Below are 20,831 nucleotides of genomic sequence, written 5' to 3' on the forward strand. Positions count from 1 at the left end.
ACAAGGCGTTCAGTCCGCGCGCAGAACGATGGTCGCGAGCGGCGGCAGCACGAGCGTTGCCGATTGCGGTTTGCCATGACTCGCCACATCTTCCGTGTGGATCAGCCCGCCGTTGCCGACGTTCGAGCCGCCATAAACGCCTGCATCCGTGTTGAGCACCTCGCGCCAGCGGCCGGCGCGCGACATGCCGATGCGGTAGCCGGGGCGCGGCACCGGTGTGAAGTTGCACACGGCGACGAGTTCGCGACCGGCGCCGTCCACGCGCCTGAACGCGAACACGCTGTTCCCGCTGTCGTCGCCGATGATCCATTCGAAGCCGCCGGGTTCGCTGTCGAGCACGTGTAGCGCCGGCTCGTCGTCATACAGACGGTTCAGGTCGCGCACCAGCATCTGCGTGCCGTGATGCAACGGATCGTCGAGTAGATGCCAGTGCGGCGACTGGTCGTGATTGAACTCGGCAAGCTGCCCGAATTCGCCGCCCATGAAGAGCAGCTTCTTGCCCGGATGGGTCCACATGAACGCGAGGTACGCGCGCAGGTTCGCGAATTTCTGCCAGCGGTCGCCAGGCATCTTGCCGAGCAGCGAGCCCTTGCCGTGCACCACCTCATCGTGTGAAAGCGGCAATACGAAGCGTTCGGAATACGCGTAGACCATCCCGAACGTCATGTTGTGATGGTGATAGCGGCGATGCACCGGGTCTTCGTGCATGTAGTGCAGCGTGTCGTGCATCCAGCCCATGTTCCACTTGAAGTCGAAGCCGAGGCCGCCCTGATCGAGCGGCGCCGTGACGCCCGGCCAGGAGGTCGATTCCTCGGCGATCGTGATCGCGCCGTGTACGTCGGGCATGTGTTTGACTTCGTGATTCAGCCGCTTCAGGAACGCGATCGATTCGAGATTTTCGCGGCCGCCATGGATGTTCGGCACCCATTCGCCGGCCGCGCGCGAATAGTCGCGATAGAGCATCGAGGCAACCGCGTCCACGCGCAGGCCGTCGACGTGATAGCGCTTGAGCCACGCCAGCCCGGACGCCACGAGGAACGCACTCACCTCGTTGCGGCCGAGGTTGTAGATCATCGTGTTCCAGTCCTGGTGATAGCCTTCGCGCGGATCGGCGTGCTCGTAGAGCGGCGTGCCGTCGAATTCGATCAGACCGTGTGCGTCATTCGGAAAATGCGCGGGCACCCAGTCGAGGATGATCCCGAGTCCTTCTTCGTGCGCGTGGTTCACGAACGCGGCGAATTCCTCCGGCTTGCCAAAGCGTGCGGACGGCGCGAACTGCGCAAGCGGCTGATATCCCCACGAACCGCCGAACGGATGCTCGGCCACCGGCAGGAACTCGATGTGCGTGAAGCCCATGCTCTTCGCGTATGGAATCAGGCGCCCGGCCATCTCCTCCCACGTCAGGCCGCGATGACCTTCCTCGGCGATGCGCAGCCACGACTCGGCGTGCACTTCGTAGATCGAGATCGGCGATTTCGCGGTCTGCCTGCCGCCGCGCGACTGCATCCACGCGTGGTCGGTCCACGGAAACTGCTCGACCTCGTCGACGTGCGCGACCACCGAACCCGTCGCGGGTGGCCGCTCGGTCTGCATCGCGCACGGGTCTGCCTTGAGCGGCAATGGATGGCCGTCGCGCGTCAGCATTTCGTACTTGTAGCGCGCACCGGCGGCCACGCGCGGCACGAACAGCTCCCACACGCCTGCCTGATGACGCAGACGCATCGGATGACGGCGTCCGTCCCACGCGTTGAAATCACCGACCACGGAAACGCGTCGCGCGTTCGGCGCCCACACGGCGAAACGCACGCCGGGCACGCCGTCGACCGTCGCGGGGCGTGAGCCGAGACATTCGAGTACCGCATACGGATCGCCATGCGAGAGACGCGTTAGCGCTTCGTCGGACAGCACGTTGCCGAACGCGTACGTATCTTCGATCTCCTGCGGCGTGCCATGCCAGTCGATGCGCAAACGATAGGGCACCGCGTTCGAAACGTGCCCGATAAAGAGGCCGTGACGGATATGCGTGAGTTCACCGAGCGTGCGACCGTCGTCGCGCGCGATGATCGTGACGCCCGCCGCGTTGGGCAGCAACGCGCGCACGACCGGGCCGGCATCGGTCTGGTGCAGCCCGAGTTGCGAGAACGGGTCGGGGTGGCGCGCCTCGACCAGCGCGTCGATATCGAGCGGATTCAGTCCGATGGTGAGGTCGCGATCATTCATGGTCGCCTCCGCCTTGCGGATCCGGTGCAGCGGGATCGTGCGATGGTGTGCCGGTATCGCCCAGCATGCGGCTCGCGAGCGCCGCGAGTCCACGCACCGGCAGACCTAGCCACGTCGGCCGGTTGGCGGCCTCGTAGCGGATCTCGTAGGCGGCCTTCTCGATCAGGAACAGGTCGAGCAGTGCTGCCTCGAACGCAGGTTCGACGAGCGGTTGCGGCGCCGCCTCGATGGCGTTGCGATACTCGTCGAGGAATGCCTGCGTTGCAAACCCGCGGAAGCGGTCGAAGAGCGTGCGCTTGCGGTCGGCAGTTTGCTGCGGCGCGTTTTCCATTGTCGATTGCGCGGCTGCGCTCGCATATGACAGCGATCGCATCAGACCCGCGACGTCGCGCAGCGGGCTCGACTTCATGCGCCGTTCCTCGAGCGTCCGTGCCGGTTCGCCTTCGAAATCGATCAGGAACGCGTCGCCCTGCGCGACCAGCACCTGACCCAGGTGAAAGTCGCCGTGAATGCGGGTGCGCAGTGCCTTCGCGTTGGCCGGCACGAGTTTCGATACGGCCTCGGTGAGCGCCGCGCGCCGTTCGAGCAGGCTCTTCGCGAGGTCGCGCGTATCGTCGACGAGCTGATCGATGCGTTCCGCGAGGATATCGAGCGCGGTCGCGAGCAGCGACTGCGTGCCGTCGATCCACGCCTGCACCTGCTGCGGCGACGCTGTTTCGGGCGCGAACGCGTCATCGTCCGATGGCGACGCAAGTGCGACGTGCAACTCGCCAAGCCGCTTGCCGATAGTGCCCAGGAGCGAACGGTAGCCTTCGATCGCTTCTTCTTCGTTGGCGCGGTCGGGTGACGGTTCGATGCCGTCGGTGGTGAAAGCGAGTTCGTCCACGACCCGGCGCAGGTAGTCGAGCGCCCAGTTCCACGCGTCGCCCTGGTTGTCGACGAAGCCCTGCAGGATCGCGAGCGTGTGCGGCACGCCCGCGGGATCGACGCGCACGACTTCGCCGAACAGCGGCGCGGTGTTCGGGTAGCCGATCTTCGTCAGATAGCGGCTCATTTCCGCTTCCGGATGAATGCCGTCGACGAGCCGCCGCACGAGCTTCAGCACAATCGCGTCGGCGATCACGAGCGAGCTGTTGCTCTGCTCGGCCGCGAGCCAGCGGATCTCGGGCCGGTCGCCCAGGTCGAGTTCGTCGAAGCGGTCGGTTGGAACGAAGCAGATCTCGCTCTTCTGCACGGTCGGAACGACGGCGCGCTCGCGCAGCTTGCGCAGCACGCCGTGCGCGAATTGCGGCAGCGAAAAGGCATCCGTCAGATGCCCGATGTTGCGCACGCGCCGCACGCGTGCAAGCGCGAGCTGCATGAAGAGCGGTGTAGTGGTGTCGCTCCCCCAGGTGATCGCGAGCGGCACGACGTAGCGTTCCGTGTGACCGCCGACGTCCGCTTCGATTTCGGTGAAGGCAAAGCCCGCATCGGGAATCGTTGTCAGTGCGGCGAGGCGCACGGCCTGCAGCTTCTGGTCTTTCGACGCAAACCAGCGCCGGCGGGTGAGCCATGAAGGCAGCACTTCCGATTCGAGCAGACGCACGTTCTCCGGCGTCGGGCCGAGCTGGCCCTCGCGGATCACGATCGTGACGAATTCGGGCAGCGGCTCCGAATGCGCCTGGCTCCATGTCGGGCGCTGGTTGCCCGGGCAAAGCAGGAACCACAAAAAACCATACGGCGGGAACGTCAGCAGATAGGTCAGCTGCCCGATCGCCGGAAAGACGGAATCGGCCGTCATTTCGATCGGCACGGTGCCGGCGAATTCGGACAGATCCAGTTCGACCGCCTGCGGCGCGCGCGAAAGATTGGCGACGCAGAGAATCGTCGGCTCATCCGGCACTTCGCGCAGATACGCGAGAATCTTGCGGTTGTCAGGCCTCAGAAAGCGGATCGTGCCGCGGCCGAACGCGCGCTTGGCGCGCCGGGTGGCGAGCATGCGGCGCGTCCAGTTCAGCAGCGAGTGGGGATCGCGGCTCTGCGATTCGACGTTGACCGCGTCGTAGCCATAGAGCGATCCCATCACGGGTGGCAGCACCAGTTGTTCAGGATCGGCGCGCGAAAAGCCGCCGTTACGGTCGGACGACCATTGCATCGGCGTGCGTACGCCATCGCGATCGCCCAGGTGAATGTTGTCGCCCATGCCGAGCTCGTCGCCGTAATAGATGACCGGCGTGCCCGGCATCGAGAGCAGCAGCGAATTGATCAGTTCGATGCGTCGGCGGTCGCGCTCCATCAGCGGCGCAAGCCGGCGACGAATGCCGAGGTTCAGACGCGCGCGCCGGTCGCTCGCGTAGGTATTCCACAGGTAGTCGCGCTCGGAATCGGTGACCATCTCCAGCGTGAGTTCGTCGTGATTACGCAGGAAAATCGCCCACTGGTTCGTCTCGCCGATATCCGGCGTCTGCCGCATGATGTCGGTGATCGGAAAGCGGTCCTCGCTCGCAATCGACATGTAGATGCGCGGCATCAGCGGAAAGTGGAACGCCATGTGGCATTCGTCTTCGTCGCCGAAATATTCCTTCACGTCTTCCGGCCACTGGTTCGCTTCGGCAAGCAGCATCCGGTTCGGATATTCGGCGTCGATCGTCGCGCGAATCTTCTTCAGGACCGCGTGGGTTTCCGGCAGGTTTTCATTGTTCGTGCCTTCGCGTTCGACGAGGTACGGCACCGCGTCGAGCCGCAGACCGTCGATGCCCATATCGAGCCAGAACCGCATCACCTGCAGCACTTCCCTGAGCACCGCGGGATTGTCGAAGTTCAGATCCGGCTGATGCGAGTAGAAGCGATGCCAGTAGTACGCGCCCGCAACCGGATCGTGTGTCCAGTTCGACGGCTCGGAATCGATGAAGATGATGCGCGTTTCCGTGTACTTCTGGTCGGTATCGGACCACACGTAATAGTTGCGATGATTCGAGCCGGGCTTCGCACGACGCGCGCGCTGGAACCACGGATGCTGGTCCGACGTGTGGTTGATCACCAGCTCGGTAATCACGCGGATACCGCGCGCGTGCGCTTCCTGGATGAAGTGTCTGACGTCGGAGAGATTGCCGTAATCCGGATGGACGTTGCGGTAATCGGCGATGTCGTAGCCGTCGTCGCGACGCGGCGACGGATAGAACGGCAGCAGCCAGATCGCATCCACACCGAGTTCGGCGATGTAGTCGAGCTTCGCGATCAGCCCGGGAAAATCGCCGACGCCGTCGTTGTTCGCATCGAAGAACGACTTGATGTGCACCTGGTAGATGATCGCGTCCTTGTACCAGAGCGGATCGTCGCTCAACGCCGAGGGCTTGCCGCGCCGCGCGCCGGCCTTGTGCGGTGTGGGGTGGCCAACCGGTGCCGCCACGCTGGTCGCCGCACCGGTCGTGCGGGCATGCGAGGCGCTTTCGGGGGTGTCGTCGCGTTTCATATCGCACCTTCGTTCGGTGAGTCGACGTCGAAGTCCGTGCCGGTCTCGCCGTGGTTGTCGGGGATGTCGCGGGGTAATCCGTCAGCGGGTGCAATGCGCCAGATCGCGAACGGTCGCGTGCCGGGATCGAGCCGCACGTGTTGCCACCTTCCGTACCATTCGAAGTGCTGACCCGTCATCTGGTCGACGACTTCGATTGCCGCCTGATCGTTCAGGTGCCAGTGCGCGAACGTCGCCCACGAAAGCTCGATATCCGCGCCCTGTTCGTTGAACGGATCGAGATTGATCGCGACGACGATCACGTTGTCGCGCGCTTCGGTTGCCTTTTCGAAGAACAGGATGTGCTCGTTGTGCGCGGGCAGGAACGTGACGCCCAGATGCGTGTGCAGCGCGGGATGCGCGCGGCGAATGCGGTTGAGCGCGGTGATTTCGCCGACGATGTTTCCCGGGCGGTTCCAGTCCCATGCGCGCAGCTGGTACTTCTCGGAGTCGAGATATTCCTCGCTGTTCGGCAGTGCGGCGGCCTCGCACAGTTCGAAGCCGCTATAGACGCCCCACAGCCCCGAGAGCGTCGCGGCCAGCGCCGCGCGGATCACGAAACCCGCACGCCCCTGCGACTGCAGATGGCGCGGATTGATATCGGGCGTATTGACGAAGAAATTCGGCCGGTAGACCTCGCGCGCGCTGCTCTGCGTGAGTTCGGTCAGATACTCGATGAAATCGCGCTTCGACTCGCGCCAGGTGAAATACGTGTACGACTGCGAGAAGCCGATCTTCGCAAGGCGGTTCATCATGCGTGGCCGCGTGAAGGCTTCGGCGAGAAAGATCGTGTCGGGGTGACGCGCGCGCACGTCCGCGATCATCCATTCCCAGAACGGCAGAGGCTTCGTATGCGGGTTGTCGACGCGGAAGATATGCACGCCCGCGTCGATCCAGAACAGGATCACGTCGCGCAACGCGATCCACAGGTCGGGCTTCGCGTCGTGCGTATAGAAGTCCGGATTCACGATGTCCTGATACTTCTTTGGCGGATTTTCCGCGTAACGCAGCGTGCCGTCGGGGCGCCACGCGAACCACGTCGGATGTTCCTTCAGCCACGGGTGATCGGGCGAGCATTGAATCGCGAAATCGAGTGCGATTTCGAGGCCGTGTTCGTGCGCGGCGGCCAGCATGCGCTTGAAGTCGTCGAGCGTGCCGAGTTCGGGATGCACGGCCGTATGGCCGCCTTCCTTGCCGCCGATCGCGTACGGACTGCCGACGTCGCCTTCGAGTGCGTTCAGCGTGTTGTTGCGTCCCTTGCGGTTCGTGACGCCGATCGGATGGACCGGCGGGAAGTACAGCACGTCGAAGCCCATGTCGCGGATGCGCGGCAGCTTCGTGACGACATCGGCGAACGTGCCGTGACGGTTCACGTCGTCGCTCATCGAGCGCGGGAAGATTTCGTACCAGCTTGCAAAGCGCGCGGCGGCACGTTCCGACTCGATCCGGTAGATCACCGGGTCGCGCGTGAGGAACGGCCGGTGGCGCGCGGCGGCGACGGCTTTCGCGGTGGCCGGCGCGAGCAGCAGTTCGAGGCGGCCCGCGGCGTCGGCTTTGGTGAATTCGCGGACGACGTGCGTGAGCGGCCCGGTGACCGCGCTTTCAGCGGTCTCCACTTCGGCAAGCACGAGTGCGAAGAGATGACTCGCTTCGTCGATTTCGAGTTCGACGGTCTGGCCGGCTTTCAGCTTCTTCTGTATGTGTTCGGTCAGCGACGCGAAGTCGTCGCGCCATGCGGTCACCGTGAACTCATGACGGCCGACCCGTTCGAGCGGAATGTGCGCGGACCAGAGATCGTTGCCGGCAGGCTGCGCGGGAAACATCGGCGCTTCGTGCCAGACGGTTTCGTCGGCGGCGCGCCAGATGACGGCCGCGGCGATCCTGTCGTGGCCCTCGGCGAAGATGGCGGCTCGCACCTCGACGTGCTCGCCCACGATGCGCTTGACCGGGAAACGTCCGTCGTCGATCGAGGGCGTCACGCTTTCGATCGCCACGCGCGCCGCTGCAATGGCGTCCATCACCGTCTTGTGGCCGCTATGCTTGCTGCTGGCCTTGTCGACAGGCGGCGCGAGGATCACGGGCTTGCCGGCGAGCGCGCTGAAGAGCCGGCACGCGCCGGGTTGCAGTGTGAAGGACGGCAACGCGTGCGTTGGCGCTTCGGCGGTTTCCCTGTCGAGCGACGCGAAGCGCGTGAAGCTGCCCGGCACGCCATCAAGGAAGCGCGCGGGATCGATTGGTACCGGTACATCGCGATCGGGATTGACGACGATGAGCACCGCTTCGCTCGCGTCGCGCAGATCGGCACGGTTGCCGCGCAACAGCACCGTGGCCGGCGCGCCGGGTCCGCTCAGCGCGCGCAGTTCGCCGGACGTGCCGAGCGTGTTCAGATCGCGCTGGAGCGCGTTCGCGTGAGCAACTTCTTTCGTCAGGTCAAAGTGTGCCGACTGGCGCGCGGCCGCGTAATCGGCTGCGTTGCCGCGTGTGTACGACATCGGCAGCGCCATGCCGTATTCGAAACCCATCGGCACGAGCCAGCCGGTGCCGACGGCCGCCGCCACGTTCAGCGCGCGCCGGTACGCGCGCTCGATGGCGCCCGCGTCATGCACGCCGGGCAGGTCGGCGACGAGGCGCGTGCCGTACGGTGCCTCGGGAAACGCGATGGGCGGCGCGATACGCGTGAGCGTCGCGTGTTCCTCGGTGAGCCACGGGGCGCGAAAATCCCACCAGCGCACCGACGAGAACACGCTGTCGAAGCCCGCGCCCGCAAGTTTCATCATGTCGTCACGTGTGAGACCGGGCGTGGCGGCGAGAAACCGCGCGCGCGGATGGCGCGCGCGCACGCCTTCGCCAAGCCGTCGCCATCCGTCGGCAGGCACGTGTTGCGGGGAGTCGAGGCGAAACCCGCCGACGCCCGCCGCGGCGAGCGCGGAGAGCTTCTGTGTCCACCAGTCGAGCAGATGGCCCGATGCTTCGGGGTTCGCGAAGTTCGCGTACGCCACGTTGTCTTCGCGTAGCCCGTGGCGCGGGTCGAGCCGCGCTTCCTCGGGTTCGAACGGATGAAACCAGCCGGTGTGATCGCGAAACAGCGCGCCATCGGCGGCGACGCGATCGAGCACGATGTCGAGCAGCAGCGTCAGCCCATGCTCGCGCGCCGCGGTAGCGAGCTCCTGCAGCGCGGCGGTGGCGGGCTGATGTGCGTCGAATACGGGATGCAGCCGGTCGTGATCGGCGACGATCTGACCATGGTTCGCGTTGCCGGGCTGGAACGGCGCGCCGATCAGCACGTGATCGAAGCCGAGCGATGCCGCATGTTCAAACTGGGCTGCCCAGGCCCTGAGTGGTCCGACGAGGGTGGGATGAAGGAAATAGATCCGCGGCGCGTAAGCGTGAGGAGGTTCCATCTGTCGTGTCCAGTTTGGTCCTGCCACGGTGTGGATGCACGTACGGTGCGATCACATCGCTCGTTGGGCTTCCAGAGCCGGATGCCGCGCGATGCCTGACGGATGCCTGGGGCACGTGCGCGTACTGGTCAATGTAGTGCAAAGATCGACATGTCGCCGCATGGAATCGCGAAGCGGTCCGCAAAGATGCCCGCAACGGCGCCAGGCCGGATCGACCGAGCGGATGCAGCAAGCGCTGTGCCAGACAGGGCGCAGCGGACGATACCCGGCCCTGCCCAGCCTCACGCAGCCGCACGCCGGCCACACGGCAAGGCAGCGTGCGGTGCGCGTGTAAATCGGTTGGTCGACGCGCGGCTTTTACACGGCCACGGGGAATATCAGGGAATCAGGAACCGAGCAGGCCGGCGGCGATGTTCACACACAGCCCGAGTACCGCGACGTTGAAATAGAACGAGAGCACCGACTGCGCAAGCACGGCGCGCCGCATCGGGCGTGAACGCAGCGCGATGTCGGCCGTCTGCGAGGCGACGGCGATCGTGAACGAGAAATACAGGAAGTCCCAGTAGTCGGGCTTGAGACCGTGATCGGGAAACTGCAGCGGGGTTTGCTCGTGGTCGCCGCCGTAGTAGAGGCGCGCGTAGTGCAACGTGAAGATCGTCGGGATCAGGAACCAGGCGCCCATCAGCGTCGCGCCGGTGATCGCGTAGTGCAGCGCGCCGGTGCCGCCCTTGAAGCTCTTGACCGTGGCCAGTTCGAGCACGATTGCAGCGATGCTGGCGACCGTCGCGAGGCAGACCATGAAAAGCACGACGCCCGCATTCTCGTCTTCGCGCACGGCGAACTTGCGTACCTGGGCCTGCTCTGCGGTCGCCATGTGGAACCACAGGAACACGAGATACGCCCACACCGCGACGTCCCATGCGAACAGGATCCGCACCATCGGACGCAGACCGCCCGGCAACAGCAGCGCGGCCGCCACGCCGACGGCGAGCCCGAGGACCATGCGTGGCCGGTTGCGAAGCACCTGCGGATACGGATTCATGTTCATGTTGATGTGAGAAGAAGCGTTCTCTTCGTTCGCGGGGCTGGGCGTGCGCAGGTCTGGACAGCCTCGTTGATTCTACCGGGATGTCCGGCCCGCAATTGTCGAATACGCACACTTTGGCTATAGTCTGTCGCAACGGACGTCGGTCTTCCCGCACCGCCTTCACAGATGAAAGGCTGATGTCAGGCCGGTAGCCGCGTGTATTCCGCCAGCATCACCATGACATCAAGAGACCGCACAAGCGGCGATGACCAGGTTTGGGGCAGACAGCCCGCATGCCGGCCCTGGCATAACGAACGTAACGTACGCACCGCGTTGCCGCTGGCCTGCTGGCTGATCCAATAACATCATCTGGAGCCCCCATGACAGATGTTCGCGAGAACGATGCACCCGCCGCTCACGTGACGGCGCCGCAATCCGCTCGCCGCCGGGCACTGGTCCTCTGCGCGTTCGCCGGCGCGGCCGTGCTCGCTTTCACGACGGCGGGCCGTCCCGGCCTGCCATACGGCTTCTCCGCCATTTCTCCCGCATTCGCCGACGCTCCCCAAGGTGGCGGCCTCGATGCCTTCCTTGCCCTGTCGCAGCATCTCACCGGTCGTTCGAGCTTCGATCCGGTACTGGGACGTCGCATCTACGACACGTTGCTGAAATCGGACAGTGTGTTTGCCCAGAACGTCGCCGCGCTCAACACATGGCTGCAGAGTCACGGCGGCGTGCCCTCCGATACGGTCACGCAGGCGCTGCAGGCCGACCAGCCGCCGCTTGCGAAGGCCGTCGGCGCGATCATGCGCGCGTGGTATCTCGGCCTTGTCGGCGAGGCGCCGCACGTGCAGGTCGTGGCATACGAGCGTGCGCTGATGTTCGACCCGGTGAAGGACGTCCTCACGATCCCGTCGTATTGCCTCGACGTGCCGTTTTACTGGACACAAAAACCGCAACATGTCTGAGCAGCGCCGGCTGCCGGGCATCGCCGGTCGACACTAGAGGGTAACAATGGCAAATTCACATTCCGCCGACGTGGTCGTGGTCGGCTCGGGTGTCGCGGGTGGTCTGATCGCGCATCAGCTGGCACTGGCCGGTGCGTCCGTGATCCTGCTCGAGGCCGGGCCACGCATTCCGCGCTGGCAGATCGTCGAGAATTTCCGCAACTCGCCGGCAAAGGCCGATTTCGCGACACCGTATCCTTCGACGCCCTACTCACCGCATCCCGAGTACACCCCCGCGAACGGCTATCTGATCCAGAAGGGCGAGTATCCGTATAACTCGCAGTATCTGCGGCTTGTCGGCGGTACGACATGGCACTGGGCGGCGGCGGCCTGGCGCCTGCTGCCGTCGGATTTCAAGTTGAAGACGTTGTACGGCGTCGGGCGCGACTGGCCGCTTCCGTACGAAGCGCTGGAACCGTGGTACTTCGCCGCCGAGGTGCAACTGGGTGTGTCCGGTCCGGATGCGTCGGTCGATCTGGGCTCGCCGCGCTCGAAGCCTTATCCGATGAGCGCATTGCCGCTCTCGTACATGGACCAGCGTTTTTCCGACCTGCTGAATCCGCAGGGCTTCAAGGTCGTGCCTGAGCCGGTCGCGCGCAACAGCCGCCCGTACGATGCGCGTCCAACCTGCTGCGGCAACAACAACTGCATGCCGATCTGTCCGATCGCGGCGATGTACAACGGTGTCGTGCACGCGGAAAAGGCCGAACAGGCAGGCGCGACGTTGATCCCGCAGGCGGTCGTCTACAAGGTCGAATCGGACGAAAAGGGGCTTGTCACGGCGGTGCACTACAAGGACCCCAATGGCAACAGCACGCGCGTGACCGGCAAGCTCTTCGTGCTCGCGGCGAACGGTATCGAAACGCCCAAGCTGATGCTGATGTCGACCTCCGACCGGTTCCCGAAGGGCATCGGCAACAGCTCCGACCAGGTGGGCCGCAACCTGATGGACCATCCGGGCACGGGCGTCACGTTCCTCGCGAACGAGCCGCTATGGCCGGGGCGAGGGCCGATGGAGATGACGTCGATCGTCAATTTCCGCGACGGCGAGTTTCGCTCGGAATACGCGGCAAAAAAGCTGCATCTGTCGAACGGCGTCGCGACGATGGGCGTGACTGCCGATCTGCTCAAGAAAGGCCTGACGGGCGCCGAACTCGACCGGCAGATTCGCGACCGTGCGGCGCGCACGCTGAACATCAACAGTTTCCACGAACATCTGGCCGAGCCGCAGAACCGCATCGTGCCTTCGGCGGATCACAAGGATTCGCTCGGCATTCCGCAGCCTGAGATCTACTACTCGATCAACGATTACGTGAAAAAGAGCGCCGCGAATACACACGAGCTTTACGCGCGGATCGCGAGCCTTTTCGGCGGTACGGAAGTGAGTTTCGACGACACCTTCGCGCCGAACAATCACATCATGGGTACCACGATCATGGGTAGCGATCCGTCGGATTCGGTCGTCGACCCTGAATGTCGCGCGCATGATCATCCGAATCTCTTCATCGCGAGCAGCGGCGTGATGCCGACGGCGGCATCGGTGAACTGCACGCTGACGATCGCCGCGCTTTCGCTGCGGATCGCCGACAAGCTCAAGCGCGAACTCTGACCCTCAACCTGACGGAGAGCCACCATGACGAAAAAAACGTCGAGCGTGCAGCCGGCCGGGCCGGGCGCACAGTCGCACATTCCTGTCGAGCGCCGGCGTCGCCGGCATATGGCGACGCTGGCTGCCGCGTTTTCGCTGCTGGCGCTGTATCTCGCGTGGTACGCATCGCACGCCATGGACGTGCGTCACGAGGATGAATCGCCGATCAGCGCGGCGTTCGCGCAGGACGCAGGAGGCAACAGCATGGGCAACGGCGTGGGTAGTGCGACGCCGGATCTCGTGAAGCGCGGCGAGTACCTCGCTCGCGCGGGCGACTGCGTGGCCTGTCATACGGCGGACAAGAGCCGTCCGTTCGCGGGCGGTCTGCCGATCGCGACGCCGTTCGGCACGTTCTACACGCCGAACATCACGCCCGATCCGGATACCGGCATCGGCAGCTGGACGGATGCCGATTTTCTGAAGGCGATGCACGAAGGCATTGGCAAGGGCGGCGAGCGGCTCTATCCGACGTTCCCGTACGCCGAATACACGAAGGTTACCGAACGCGACGTGCTCGCCATACGCGCGTATCTGAATACGCTCACGCCGGTTCACTACACGCCGCCCGCCAACGACGTGAAGTTTCCATTCAACCAGCGCTGGCTGATGGTGTTCTGGAACATGTTCAACTTCACCGAAGGACGCTTCGTTCCCGATCCGAAGCAGAGTCCGGAGTGGAATCGCGGCGCGTATCTCGTCGAGGGACTCGCGCATTGCGAGGAATGCCATACGCCGCGCAACATCACGCAAGGACTGAAGACGGATGAACGTTTTGCCGGCGCGACGCAGGCCGGCTGGCACGCGTTCAACATCACGCCGCACAAGATCAGCGGCATCGGCAACTGGAGCGACGAAGACGTCGCGCGCTATCTGTCGACGGGCGTCGTATCCGGTCGCGCGAACGCGGCTGGGCCGATGGCGGAAGTGGTGGCGGACAGCACCCAATATCTGACGCCTGAAGACCTGCGCTCGATCGCGGTTTACCTGCGCTCGGTGCCGCCCGTGAACGGTGGCGACGCACGGCCGCGCACGGCATGGGGCGCGCCGGCGAACGACGTCGTGGCCCTGCGCGGCACGAAGATCAGCGGCGTGAACGGCGCGCAGCTTTTCATCGCGAACTGCGCGTCGTGTCACAACTGGACCGGACAGGGCGTCGGCGCGAGCGCGCCCGGTGCGTATCCCGCGCTGATCCACAACAGCGCAGTGGGCGCGAGCCCCGCGAACAATCTGGCGATGGTGATCCTGCACGGCGTCGAGCGTAAGACGAAAGACGCCGATGTGTTGATGCCTTCGTTCGCCTCGCAACTCTCCGACGAACAGGTTGCGGCAATTGCGAACTACGTGACAAAGCAGTTCGGCAATCCACAGTCGACGTTGTCGGTCGGTCAGGTCGCGAAGCTTCGTGCGACGCAACAATGACCGCTTTTTCCTGCTTTTCCCGCGGCGTCCGGTAGACCTTGCTGGACGCCACGGGACGCCGCCGGAACCGGTAACGGCCCCGGCAAACGATACGCGCCGGAAACGATAGACACCCCGCATACGCTATTTTTGCGTGGCACTATCATGGGGCTATGGACCCCGTACTCTTCAACGACGTCTGGCACCATCCCGTCAACCGCAAAGGCCGCGATTTCATCGTGGGCGACCTGCATGGATGCGTGGATGCGCTACGCTATCTGCTTCGCGAAATCGGGTTCGATCCGGCGCACGACCGGCTGTTTTCGGTCGGCGATCTGGTCGATCGCGGCGCGCAGTCGGAAGAAGCGCTCGCGCTGCTCGACAAGCCGTGGTTCCATGCCGTGCTCGGCAATCACGAAGACACGTTGTGCGCCGTCGCCGAAGGGCGCTTGCGGCGTCACTGGTGGTATGGCATCGGCGGATCGTGGGCCGCGGCGCTCTCCGACGAGAAGCTGCGCGACTACGCGGAACGGCTCCGGACCTTGCCGCTCGTGCGCGTGGTGGGCAGCGGCGCTGAGCGTTTCAATATCCTGCACGCCGAGTTCTTCGGCAACGATGACGATCTCGATGCTGGCGATTTCTCCGAGGACGTCCGCCAGAAACTGCTGTGGGGCCGTGAACTTGCGATGGGCACGGGCGACCCGCTGCGTCAGCGTGGGCTTTCGCTCACGTATTGCGGCCACACGCCGATGCGTGAGTTGCAGCAGATCGGCTCGCAGGTGTTTGTCGATACCGGTGCGTTCGGGCCTGGCGGCAAGCTGTCGATCGTCGAGGCGCGGCGCTCGCAACGCTGGTCGGTGACGGTGGACGTGGCGCGTGCCCAGGGCGCGGCCGAAATGGCGCTGCCCTGAGCAGCCTGGCCTGCAACGTCACGGCATCGCGGCATCGCCGATACCGGTCAGCCGATCTGGTTCAGTTCAAACACCACATCCACAGCGCTGCCATTCCAGTTGTATTCCAGATACGCGGCGTGATGGCAGTCACGCAGCAGCGTCGTTCTGAACGCGGCGAGACATTCGCCATCGGCATCCCGCACCGACGGATACACGATGCCTGATGCGCCTGCGGCCCGCACGGCGCGCCCGAGCGCCTGGCCCGCGACGTAGTCGCCGGGCGACAGGACGCCCGGGTTCAGCGCCGGATCGTCGCGCAGATCGGCGACTTCGCCGTGCGCCATCACCGTGTAGAGACGCATCTGCTGCCGCAATGGCGGCTCGTTCGTGGCCGCGAGGAAATTGCCGGTGTGATAGCGCGTTTCCGCGATGGCCGTGGCGCGCGAGCGCGCGCAATAGAACACGCCGTACGTGCCGTCGGAAAAGCGGCTGCCGAGCGGATTCAGATGTGTGAACGCCGCCATGATCGGCCCCCAGCCGGGCCCGAAACGCCGCTCTTCACGCGGCACGAGATCGAGTTCGCCGGTTTCGGTACGCAGACGGTCGTTGGTCATCGCTTCGAGCGCGTAGAGCGCCTCGAAATCTTCCGGCGACGCGACGCGATCGAACAGGTTCACGGCCGGAAAACGCGTGGGTATCACCCGGTATGCGGGCGACCAGTCGAGCGGCGTCGCACGCCAGCGGTCCTGCCAGTGCGGAGAAGTCACGCCCATCCGCCTCGCATTGCATCGAGATACTGCCGCACCGCGACGAGATCGCTGATATTGCCGGCCAGCATGCGGTCGAGCGCGCGACGGCCGCCGAACGGCGGCGCGCTGTTCGGGCGCCGGATCCAGGTATCGGCGGCGGCTGGCGGCGGCAACAGGATCTGCAGACCCTTGTAAATGCCGAGCAGCAGCGACAGCCGCTCGAGCGTGTCGCGGCCAAGCCTTGCCGTTTGCGGCGCCTGCTTCCATTTGAAGAACGTCGAACGACCGGGCGAGCCCAGCAGGACGATCTGCTCGTCGGCGCTCAGGTCCCAGTCGCGGGCGATATTGAAGAACGCACGCAGGCCAGCCGCCGACATTTCGGTGACCGACGGCTCGCCGGCGGCACGCGCAATGGGGCGTTCGGCAGAAAATGCACGGGCGGTACTGGACATGATGATGTAGTCCTTAAATAAACTATAAGTTAATAATAGTCCATTTATGGATTAACGCAAGACCATGTGCCGGATTATCCGCTCGCGAGGCCGCTTGCCAGCAGCCTCACGGTTTCGAGCGTGCGCCGGTCGCGAACCCGCGAATGCAACGTCACGCGCGACCCAGGCAGCGCGGGCAGACCAAGTCGCGAACCGGCGTCGACGAGTCCGCGCGGTGCGACGCGTCGCGCCAGCGGCGACACCGCGATGCCCGCCGCCGCTGCCGCGCCGACAGCCGCCACGCCGCCGCCGATAAACGTTTCATGCCACGCTACGCCCGCGTCGTCGAGCGCGCGTAGCGCCGCGGCGCGCACGCTGCAGGGCGCCGCGAGCAGCGCAAGCGGCAGCGGCTCGTTCACGGGAGGCAGCCAGTCCGGCGTCGCGAGCCATGCGATCGGTTCGGTGAAAAGCGGCTGGGCGTCGTCACGCGGCGTTTCGTCCGGCTCGTAGCGAACGATGACGGCGTCGAGCTGCCGCTCGTCGAACTGCTCCAGCAGCGCCGCCGACATGCCCAGATGCAGCTCGACGACGAGCCCCGGATCGTGTGTCTTCAGCCGGCCAAGCAACGCCGGCAGATTCGCGCCCGCGACGTGCTCGCTCAAACCGATCGCGAGCTTGCGATGCTCGACGGAAAGCGCGCCGAGCGCGCGCTCGTGCGCCTGCAACAGATCGCGCGCGGCGTCGAGAAACGCCTTGCCCTCGGCGGAAAGCCGCACGAGCCGCGGCGTACGATCCAGCAACGGGCGGCCGAGGTGTGCCTCCAGCCGCTTCAGCTTGAGACTGACAGCCGACTGGGTGGTATCGAGCGCAACGGCTGCGCGCGTGAAACTGGCGAGATCGGCGACCAGCACGAACGCCCGGACTGCATCGAGGTCGAGTACTTTCATTTCTATTGAAAATGACTGATATCTTCAGTGATATCTATTCATTATGTGACGACCGGCGCAAGATGGCTACCTGAACTTTTCATTTTCTTGTGGGAGTCCATCATGCCGCTTACCCGAATTTCGCTTCGCGCTGGCAAGTCCGTCGAATATCGCAAGGCCCTCACCGAGGGCATCCAGCGCGCGCTGGTCGAACATTGCAAGGTGCCGCCGGACGACATCTTCATGCTGATCAACGAACACGACGAAGGCAATTTCGTGTTCGACCGGCACTACCTGGGCGTCGAGCGCAGCGACGATCTGGTCATCGTCCAGATCACGTTCAACAACACCCGAACCATCGAGCAGAAGAAGGCGTTCTACAGGCAGGTCGTCGATAACCTGGCGGAGTCGCCCGGCGTGCGGCGAGAGGATGTGCTCATCAATCTCGTCGAGGTGGTGAAGGAGAACTGGTCGTTTGGGAACGGCGTCGCGCATTACGCGCTTTGACGGCGCGGCGCGTTGGTATCAGCAGGTATCAGGGCGAGGGGATCAGGCCGTTGAGGAGGCTGGTCCTCGCCGGCGCGATGGCAACGACGCAACTGTCCGCGATCGCGAAAAAGGGCGTGGAAACGACGACAGGCGCGGGGCCGCTACTGGTCCAGCGCAGGTTGCATGCGTTGACGCCGGCGGCATCCGGCTTCGTGTCGTCGGGTTGCGCGACGACCTGCGCGAACGAGTTCGCGCGCAGGCTCACCTTTTCCGCGTAAGCCTTCGAGCCGCCGTAGCTCTTCAGCGCGGCGTTCAGGTCGCCGCCGGCCGATCGCATGTATCCGTAAAGGATGGCCGAACCCACCTCGATATTGGCGGTCGGCTCGGTCAGATCGTTCACGTTTTTCAGCAGCCGCCTGTGGGCGCTCGGCACGACCTGCATGAGGCCCGTCGCGCCGTTGGCGCCTTTCGCCTTTTCCTTGAAGCGCGATTCGATCGAAATGATCGCGAGCAACAGCGCGGGCGGCAGCGAGTATTTCGATGCGGCGGACGTGACGGCAGCCGAGATCTGCTCGGCCTTTTCCCTGGCGACACCGAACTTCTGCGTGAGATACGCGGAAATCTGCGCGACCTGCTCGTTCTCCCCAGCCATCGCGCAGGGCGAGAGGCCGATCAGACCGATCGGGAGCAGGATCAGGACAAGGAGACGTCGCATGCTTCGGGGGAAAGACGTGAAAGGCTGAATTATAGCGGCGGAGGCAAAAAGTACCAGATTGATCAGATGAAAGCCGCCAGCGGCGTGAACGGCTGTGCCCCGATGCAGCGTTGCGGACGTTGCATGGCCGTGTACCATCGGTACATCTTCCTTATCCGTAGCCAGCCATGACTGAAAAAAGCGCATCCGGTACCCGTCCCGAGCCGCTCGAACTCGGCGGATCGGTGTGGTTTCAGGCGGGCGAGCGGACGCTCGGCGGCGCATCGCGAATCGCACTCCTGGCGGCGATCCGCGAGACCGGTTCGATCACGGGCGCCGCGCGTGCCGTCGGCATGAGCTACAAGGCCGCGTGGGACGCCATCGATACGATGAACAACCTGGCCGGCGAGCCGCTCGTCGTGCGCGCGGCGGGCGGCAAGGGCGGGGGCGGCACGACGCTTACGCCGCGCGCGATGCGCCTGATCGAGACGTTTCGCGCCGTCGAAAACGAGCACCGGCGGTTTCTGGAGCGGGCCGGCGCGGCAATCGAACACTTCGCCAGCGACTGGTCGCTGATCGGCAGGATCGGCATGAAAACGAGCGCGCGTAACCAGTTGTACGGTACGGTGTCCGAGATCGTGCGCGGCGCGGTGAACGACGAAGTGTCGCTCGTATTGCCCGGCGCCCAGACGGTCGTCGCGATTCTCACGCATGAAAGCACCGAGACGCTTGGGCTTGCCGTCGGTGCGGCCGCGTTTGCGCTGATCAAGGCCTCGTGGGTCATGCTGATCATCGACGAGGGTGCTGACGAACCCGCGCGGATCTCGGCGCGCAACCAGTTGCGCGGCACGGTCACGGCGGTGAAGCGCGGCGCGGTCAACGCGGAGGTGTCGCTGGAACTGCCCGGCGGCGTGGTCGTGACAGCGGTGATCACGAACGGAAGCGCCGCCACGCTCGGCCTCGTCGAAGGCGCGCCGGCGATCGCGGCGTTCAAGGCTTCGAGCGTGATTCTCGGCGTCAGCGACTAGCAGGCGCCTGATGCGACACGTCGTCAATAACTGCTGCGTGCGTAGCCGGTGAAGGCGGTGTGCGGTTGAACCCGGCCGCCGACCACATGCACGACCTGATCGCCGAACGCGGCGATGTCATCGGGATCGTGCGTGATCGGTGGCCATGGCGAAGATATCGGCGGCCACATGTGCCATGCAGAACGTTGATGGAGATTACGCGTCGGTTGCGGGCGGCGGAGGAAGCGACGTGTCGCGCGTACGCGAGACCGGCGGGGGCGGCCGATGGTGGCCGGCCTTCCAGCGGGCGCGAACGAATGGCCGCTCATGACCGGATACCTTGAGCGCGACGTGGGTGATCCAGCGCTGCGTCGGCACGCGGACGTCATGCAGGCTGACCGTCAGCGCGACGAGGCTCAACGCCACCGCCGCCGCTGACAGCTGGCCCGGGCGTGCGTGCCAGGCGGCGCGCACGAACAGCAGCGCCGCACCCGCGCCGACCAGGCAGCCCGTAACGGCTTCCGACGGCGAATGCGCTACGAGCACCACACGTGAAAGCCCGACCGCGATGCCGGCGGCGAGCCCGAGCAGCACGCCGGCCAGGCGGATCGAGGGGCGCGCGGGCAGCAGCATCATGAAGAGGGCGACGGGATAGACGGCCGTCGAGAGCATGGCGTGGCCGCTGACGCCGGTGAAATCCAGCACGCGCACGCCGACCCCCCAACCGAGGAACGCAAGCTTGGTGAGCGTGACGACGCCGATCGCCGCGCCGAGCAGCCCGAGCCACAACACCGCCATGCGCCAGGTGTAGCCGACCGCCAGCCACAGCGCGATGGCGATCGCGAGCGGCAGCGTGAGGCCTGCGCCACCGAGGCTGGTAATCATGAACCACAGATGAAGAGGCAGATCGGGCATGGCAGCAACTGCGCCGGTGAGCGCAGCGAATCCGGCAAAAAATGGGAGTGAAGAAGCGAAAAGCGCGCGCTGCCTGACACCCTGCGACAACAGACGGCCTTAAGCACGCGGCCCGATAGCCGCAAGTATAAAGTGAGTGAGGGTGGCGTGGTCGTGACATACCGGTACTCGCACCCGGCAGATGGACAGAAACGGGGCTGGCCGGCGCTTAGCAGGTTGCGGGAATTGGTGTTATTGTGCATTGCACAACAATCCACCCATTCTGGCCCGGAACCGTCCCTTTTTGCGAGGTTGATCCGATGGCAAAAAATCTGTCGAAACTCTGGCTGGGCGGTCTCAAACGCCTGATCGCCGCACAAACCAGGCAAACCCGCGAATCACTGAAGCACACTGCAGCAAGACCGGCGCGTCCCATCGCGAAATCCGCAAAACCGCCCGCGAAATTGCGCACCACCAGAACCCGCGACCTGCCGCGCGCCGGCGCGCGCGGATAACCCGTGCGGGCCCGCGCCCCCCCCCTGGCGGGCGGGGCGAGGGCG

General features: G+C 64.8%; 16 protein-coding genes. 7 read left to right on the forward strand and 9 right to left on the reverse strand.

Annotated features, from left to right (window positions below):
- Positions 1–9: 9 nt before the first annotated feature.
- From glgB to LPA34_RS12475, 4 genes are all read right to left on the reverse strand, one after another.
- Positions 10–2,220 (reverse strand): 1,4-alpha-glucan branching protein GlgB, encoded by a 2,211-nt coding sequence (gene glgB / locus LPA34_RS12460; RefSeq protein WP_228978450.1) that lies wholly within the window; start codon positions 2,218–2,220, stop codon positions 10–12.
- Positions 2,213–5,671, reverse strand: coding sequence for a maltose alpha-D-glucosyltransferase (gene treS, locus LPA34_RS12465; RefSeq protein WP_228978452.1), 3,459 nt, complete (start codon positions 5,669–5,671; stop codon positions 2,213–2,215). The genes glgB and treS overlap by 8 nt, the downstream gene beginning before the upstream one ends.
- Positions 5,668–9,111: a maltotransferase domain-containing protein gene (locus LPA34_RS12470; protein ID WP_228978454.1), complete on the reverse strand. Its 3,444-nt coding sequence runs from the start codon at positions 9,109–9,111 to the stop codon at positions 5,668–5,670. Before LPA34_RS12470 ends, treS begins: the two co-directional genes overlap by 4 nt.
- Positions 9,112–9,496: 385 nt before the next feature.
- The gene (locus tag LPA34_RS12475) at positions 9,497–10,159 is read right to left on the reverse strand and encodes a DUF1345 domain-containing protein (protein ID WP_228978460.1); all 663 of its coding nucleotides are present in this window, start codon (positions 10,157–10,159) and stop codon (positions 9,497–9,499) included.
- Between the two features lie 359 nt (positions 10,160–10,518).
- On the opposite strand from LPA34_RS12475, the gene LPA34_RS12480 reads away from it, so the two are divergent.
- From LPA34_RS12480 to LPA34_RS12495, 4 genes are all read left to right on the forward strand, one after another.
- Positions 10,519–11,103: a sorbitol dehydrogenase family protein gene (locus LPA34_RS12480; protein ID WP_228978462.1), complete on the forward strand. Its 585-nt coding sequence runs from the start codon at positions 10,519–10,521 to the stop codon at positions 11,101–11,103.
- Positions 11,104–11,149: 46 nt separating this feature from the next.
- Positions 11,150–12,751 carry a GMC family oxidoreductase gene (locus tag LPA34_RS12485; RefSeq protein WP_228978464.1) on the forward strand — a complete coding sequence of 534 codons (1,602 nt, stop codon included), beginning with the start codon at positions 11,150–11,152 and terminating at the stop codon, positions 12,749–12,751.
- A gap of 24 nt (positions 12,752–12,775) precedes the next feature.
- The gene (locus LPA34_RS12490; protein WP_228978465.1) at positions 12,776–14,209 is read left to right on the forward strand and encodes a cytochrome c; all 1,434 of its coding nucleotides are present in this window, start codon (positions 12,776–12,778) and stop codon (positions 14,207–14,209) included.
- Between the two features lie 152 nt (positions 14,210–14,361).
- Positions 14,362–15,099 (forward strand): metallophosphoesterase, encoded by a 738-nt coding sequence (locus tag LPA34_RS12495; RefSeq protein WP_228978467.1) that lies wholly within the window; start codon positions 14,362–14,364, stop codon positions 15,097–15,099.
- Positions 15,100–15,146: 47 nt separating this feature from the next.
- On the opposite strand, the gene LPA34_RS12500 is transcribed toward LPA34_RS12495, so the two are convergent.
- The 3 genes from LPA34_RS12500 to LPA34_RS12510 all read right to left on the reverse strand — a co-directional run bounded on the left by LPA34_RS12500 (position 15,147) and on the right by LPA34_RS12510 (position 17,208).
- Positions 15,147–15,848, reverse strand: coding sequence for an RES family NAD+ phosphorylase (locus LPA34_RS12500; protein WP_228978469.1), 702 nt, complete (start codon positions 15,846–15,848; stop codon positions 15,147–15,149).
- A complete protein-coding gene (locus LPA34_RS12505) occupies positions 15,845–16,282 on the reverse strand; it encodes an MbcA/ParS/Xre antitoxin family protein (RefSeq protein ID WP_228978472.1) in 438 nt (145 codons plus the stop codon). The genes LPA34_RS12500 and LPA34_RS12505 overlap by 4 nt, the downstream gene beginning before the upstream one ends.
- 74 nt (positions 16,283–16,356) lie before the next feature.
- Positions 16,357–17,208 (reverse strand): LysR family transcriptional regulator, encoded by an 852-nt coding sequence (locus tag LPA34_RS12510; RefSeq protein WP_228978473.1) that lies wholly within the window; start codon positions 17,206–17,208, stop codon positions 16,357–16,359.
- A gap of 102 nt (positions 17,209–17,310) precedes the next feature.
- Here LPA34_RS12510 and LPA34_RS12515 point away from each other — a divergent pair, with 102 nt between their 5' ends.
- Entirely contained in the window at positions 17,311–17,694 is a 384-nt protein-coding gene (locus LPA34_RS12515) for a tautomerase family protein (protein WP_228978475.1), read from the forward strand.
- Between the two features lie 28 nt (positions 17,695–17,722).
- On the opposite strand, the gene LPA34_RS12520 is transcribed toward LPA34_RS12515, so the two are convergent.
- Positions 17,723–18,391, reverse strand: a complete 669-nt coding sequence (locus LPA34_RS12520; RefSeq protein WP_228978477.1) for a transglycosylase SLT domain-containing protein — start codon at positions 18,389–18,391, stop codon at positions 17,723–17,725.
- A gap of 167 nt (positions 18,392–18,558) precedes the next feature.
- On the opposite strand from LPA34_RS12520, the gene LPA34_RS12525 reads away from it, so the two are divergent.
- Positions 18,559–19,398, forward strand: coding sequence for a TOBE domain-containing protein (locus LPA34_RS12525; RefSeq protein WP_228978479.1), 840 nt, complete (start codon positions 18,559–18,561; stop codon positions 19,396–19,398).
- A 195-nt stretch (positions 19,399–19,593) separates the two neighbouring features.
- Here LPA34_RS12525 and LPA34_RS12535 read toward each other — a convergent pair whose 3' ends face one another.
- Entirely contained in the window at positions 19,594–20,292 is a 699-nt protein-coding gene (locus LPA34_RS12535) for a phosphatase PAP2 family protein (RefSeq protein WP_228978482.1), read from the reverse strand.
- A gap of 299 nt (positions 20,293–20,591) precedes the next feature.
- Between LPA34_RS12535 and LPA34_RS12540 the strand changes: the two genes are divergently transcribed.
- Positions 20,592–20,786: a hypothetical protein gene (locus LPA34_RS12540; RefSeq protein WP_228978483.1), complete on the forward strand. Its 195-nt coding sequence runs from the start codon at positions 20,592–20,594 to the stop codon at positions 20,784–20,786.
- Positions 20,787–20,831 lie beyond the last annotated feature (45 nt).

It is taken from the genome of Paraburkholderia gardini (assembly GCF_907164575.1).
In the GTDB taxonomy this organism is placed as follows: domain Bacteria; phylum Pseudomonadota; class Gammaproteobacteria; order Burkholderiales; family Burkholderiaceae; genus Paraburkholderia; species Paraburkholderia gardini.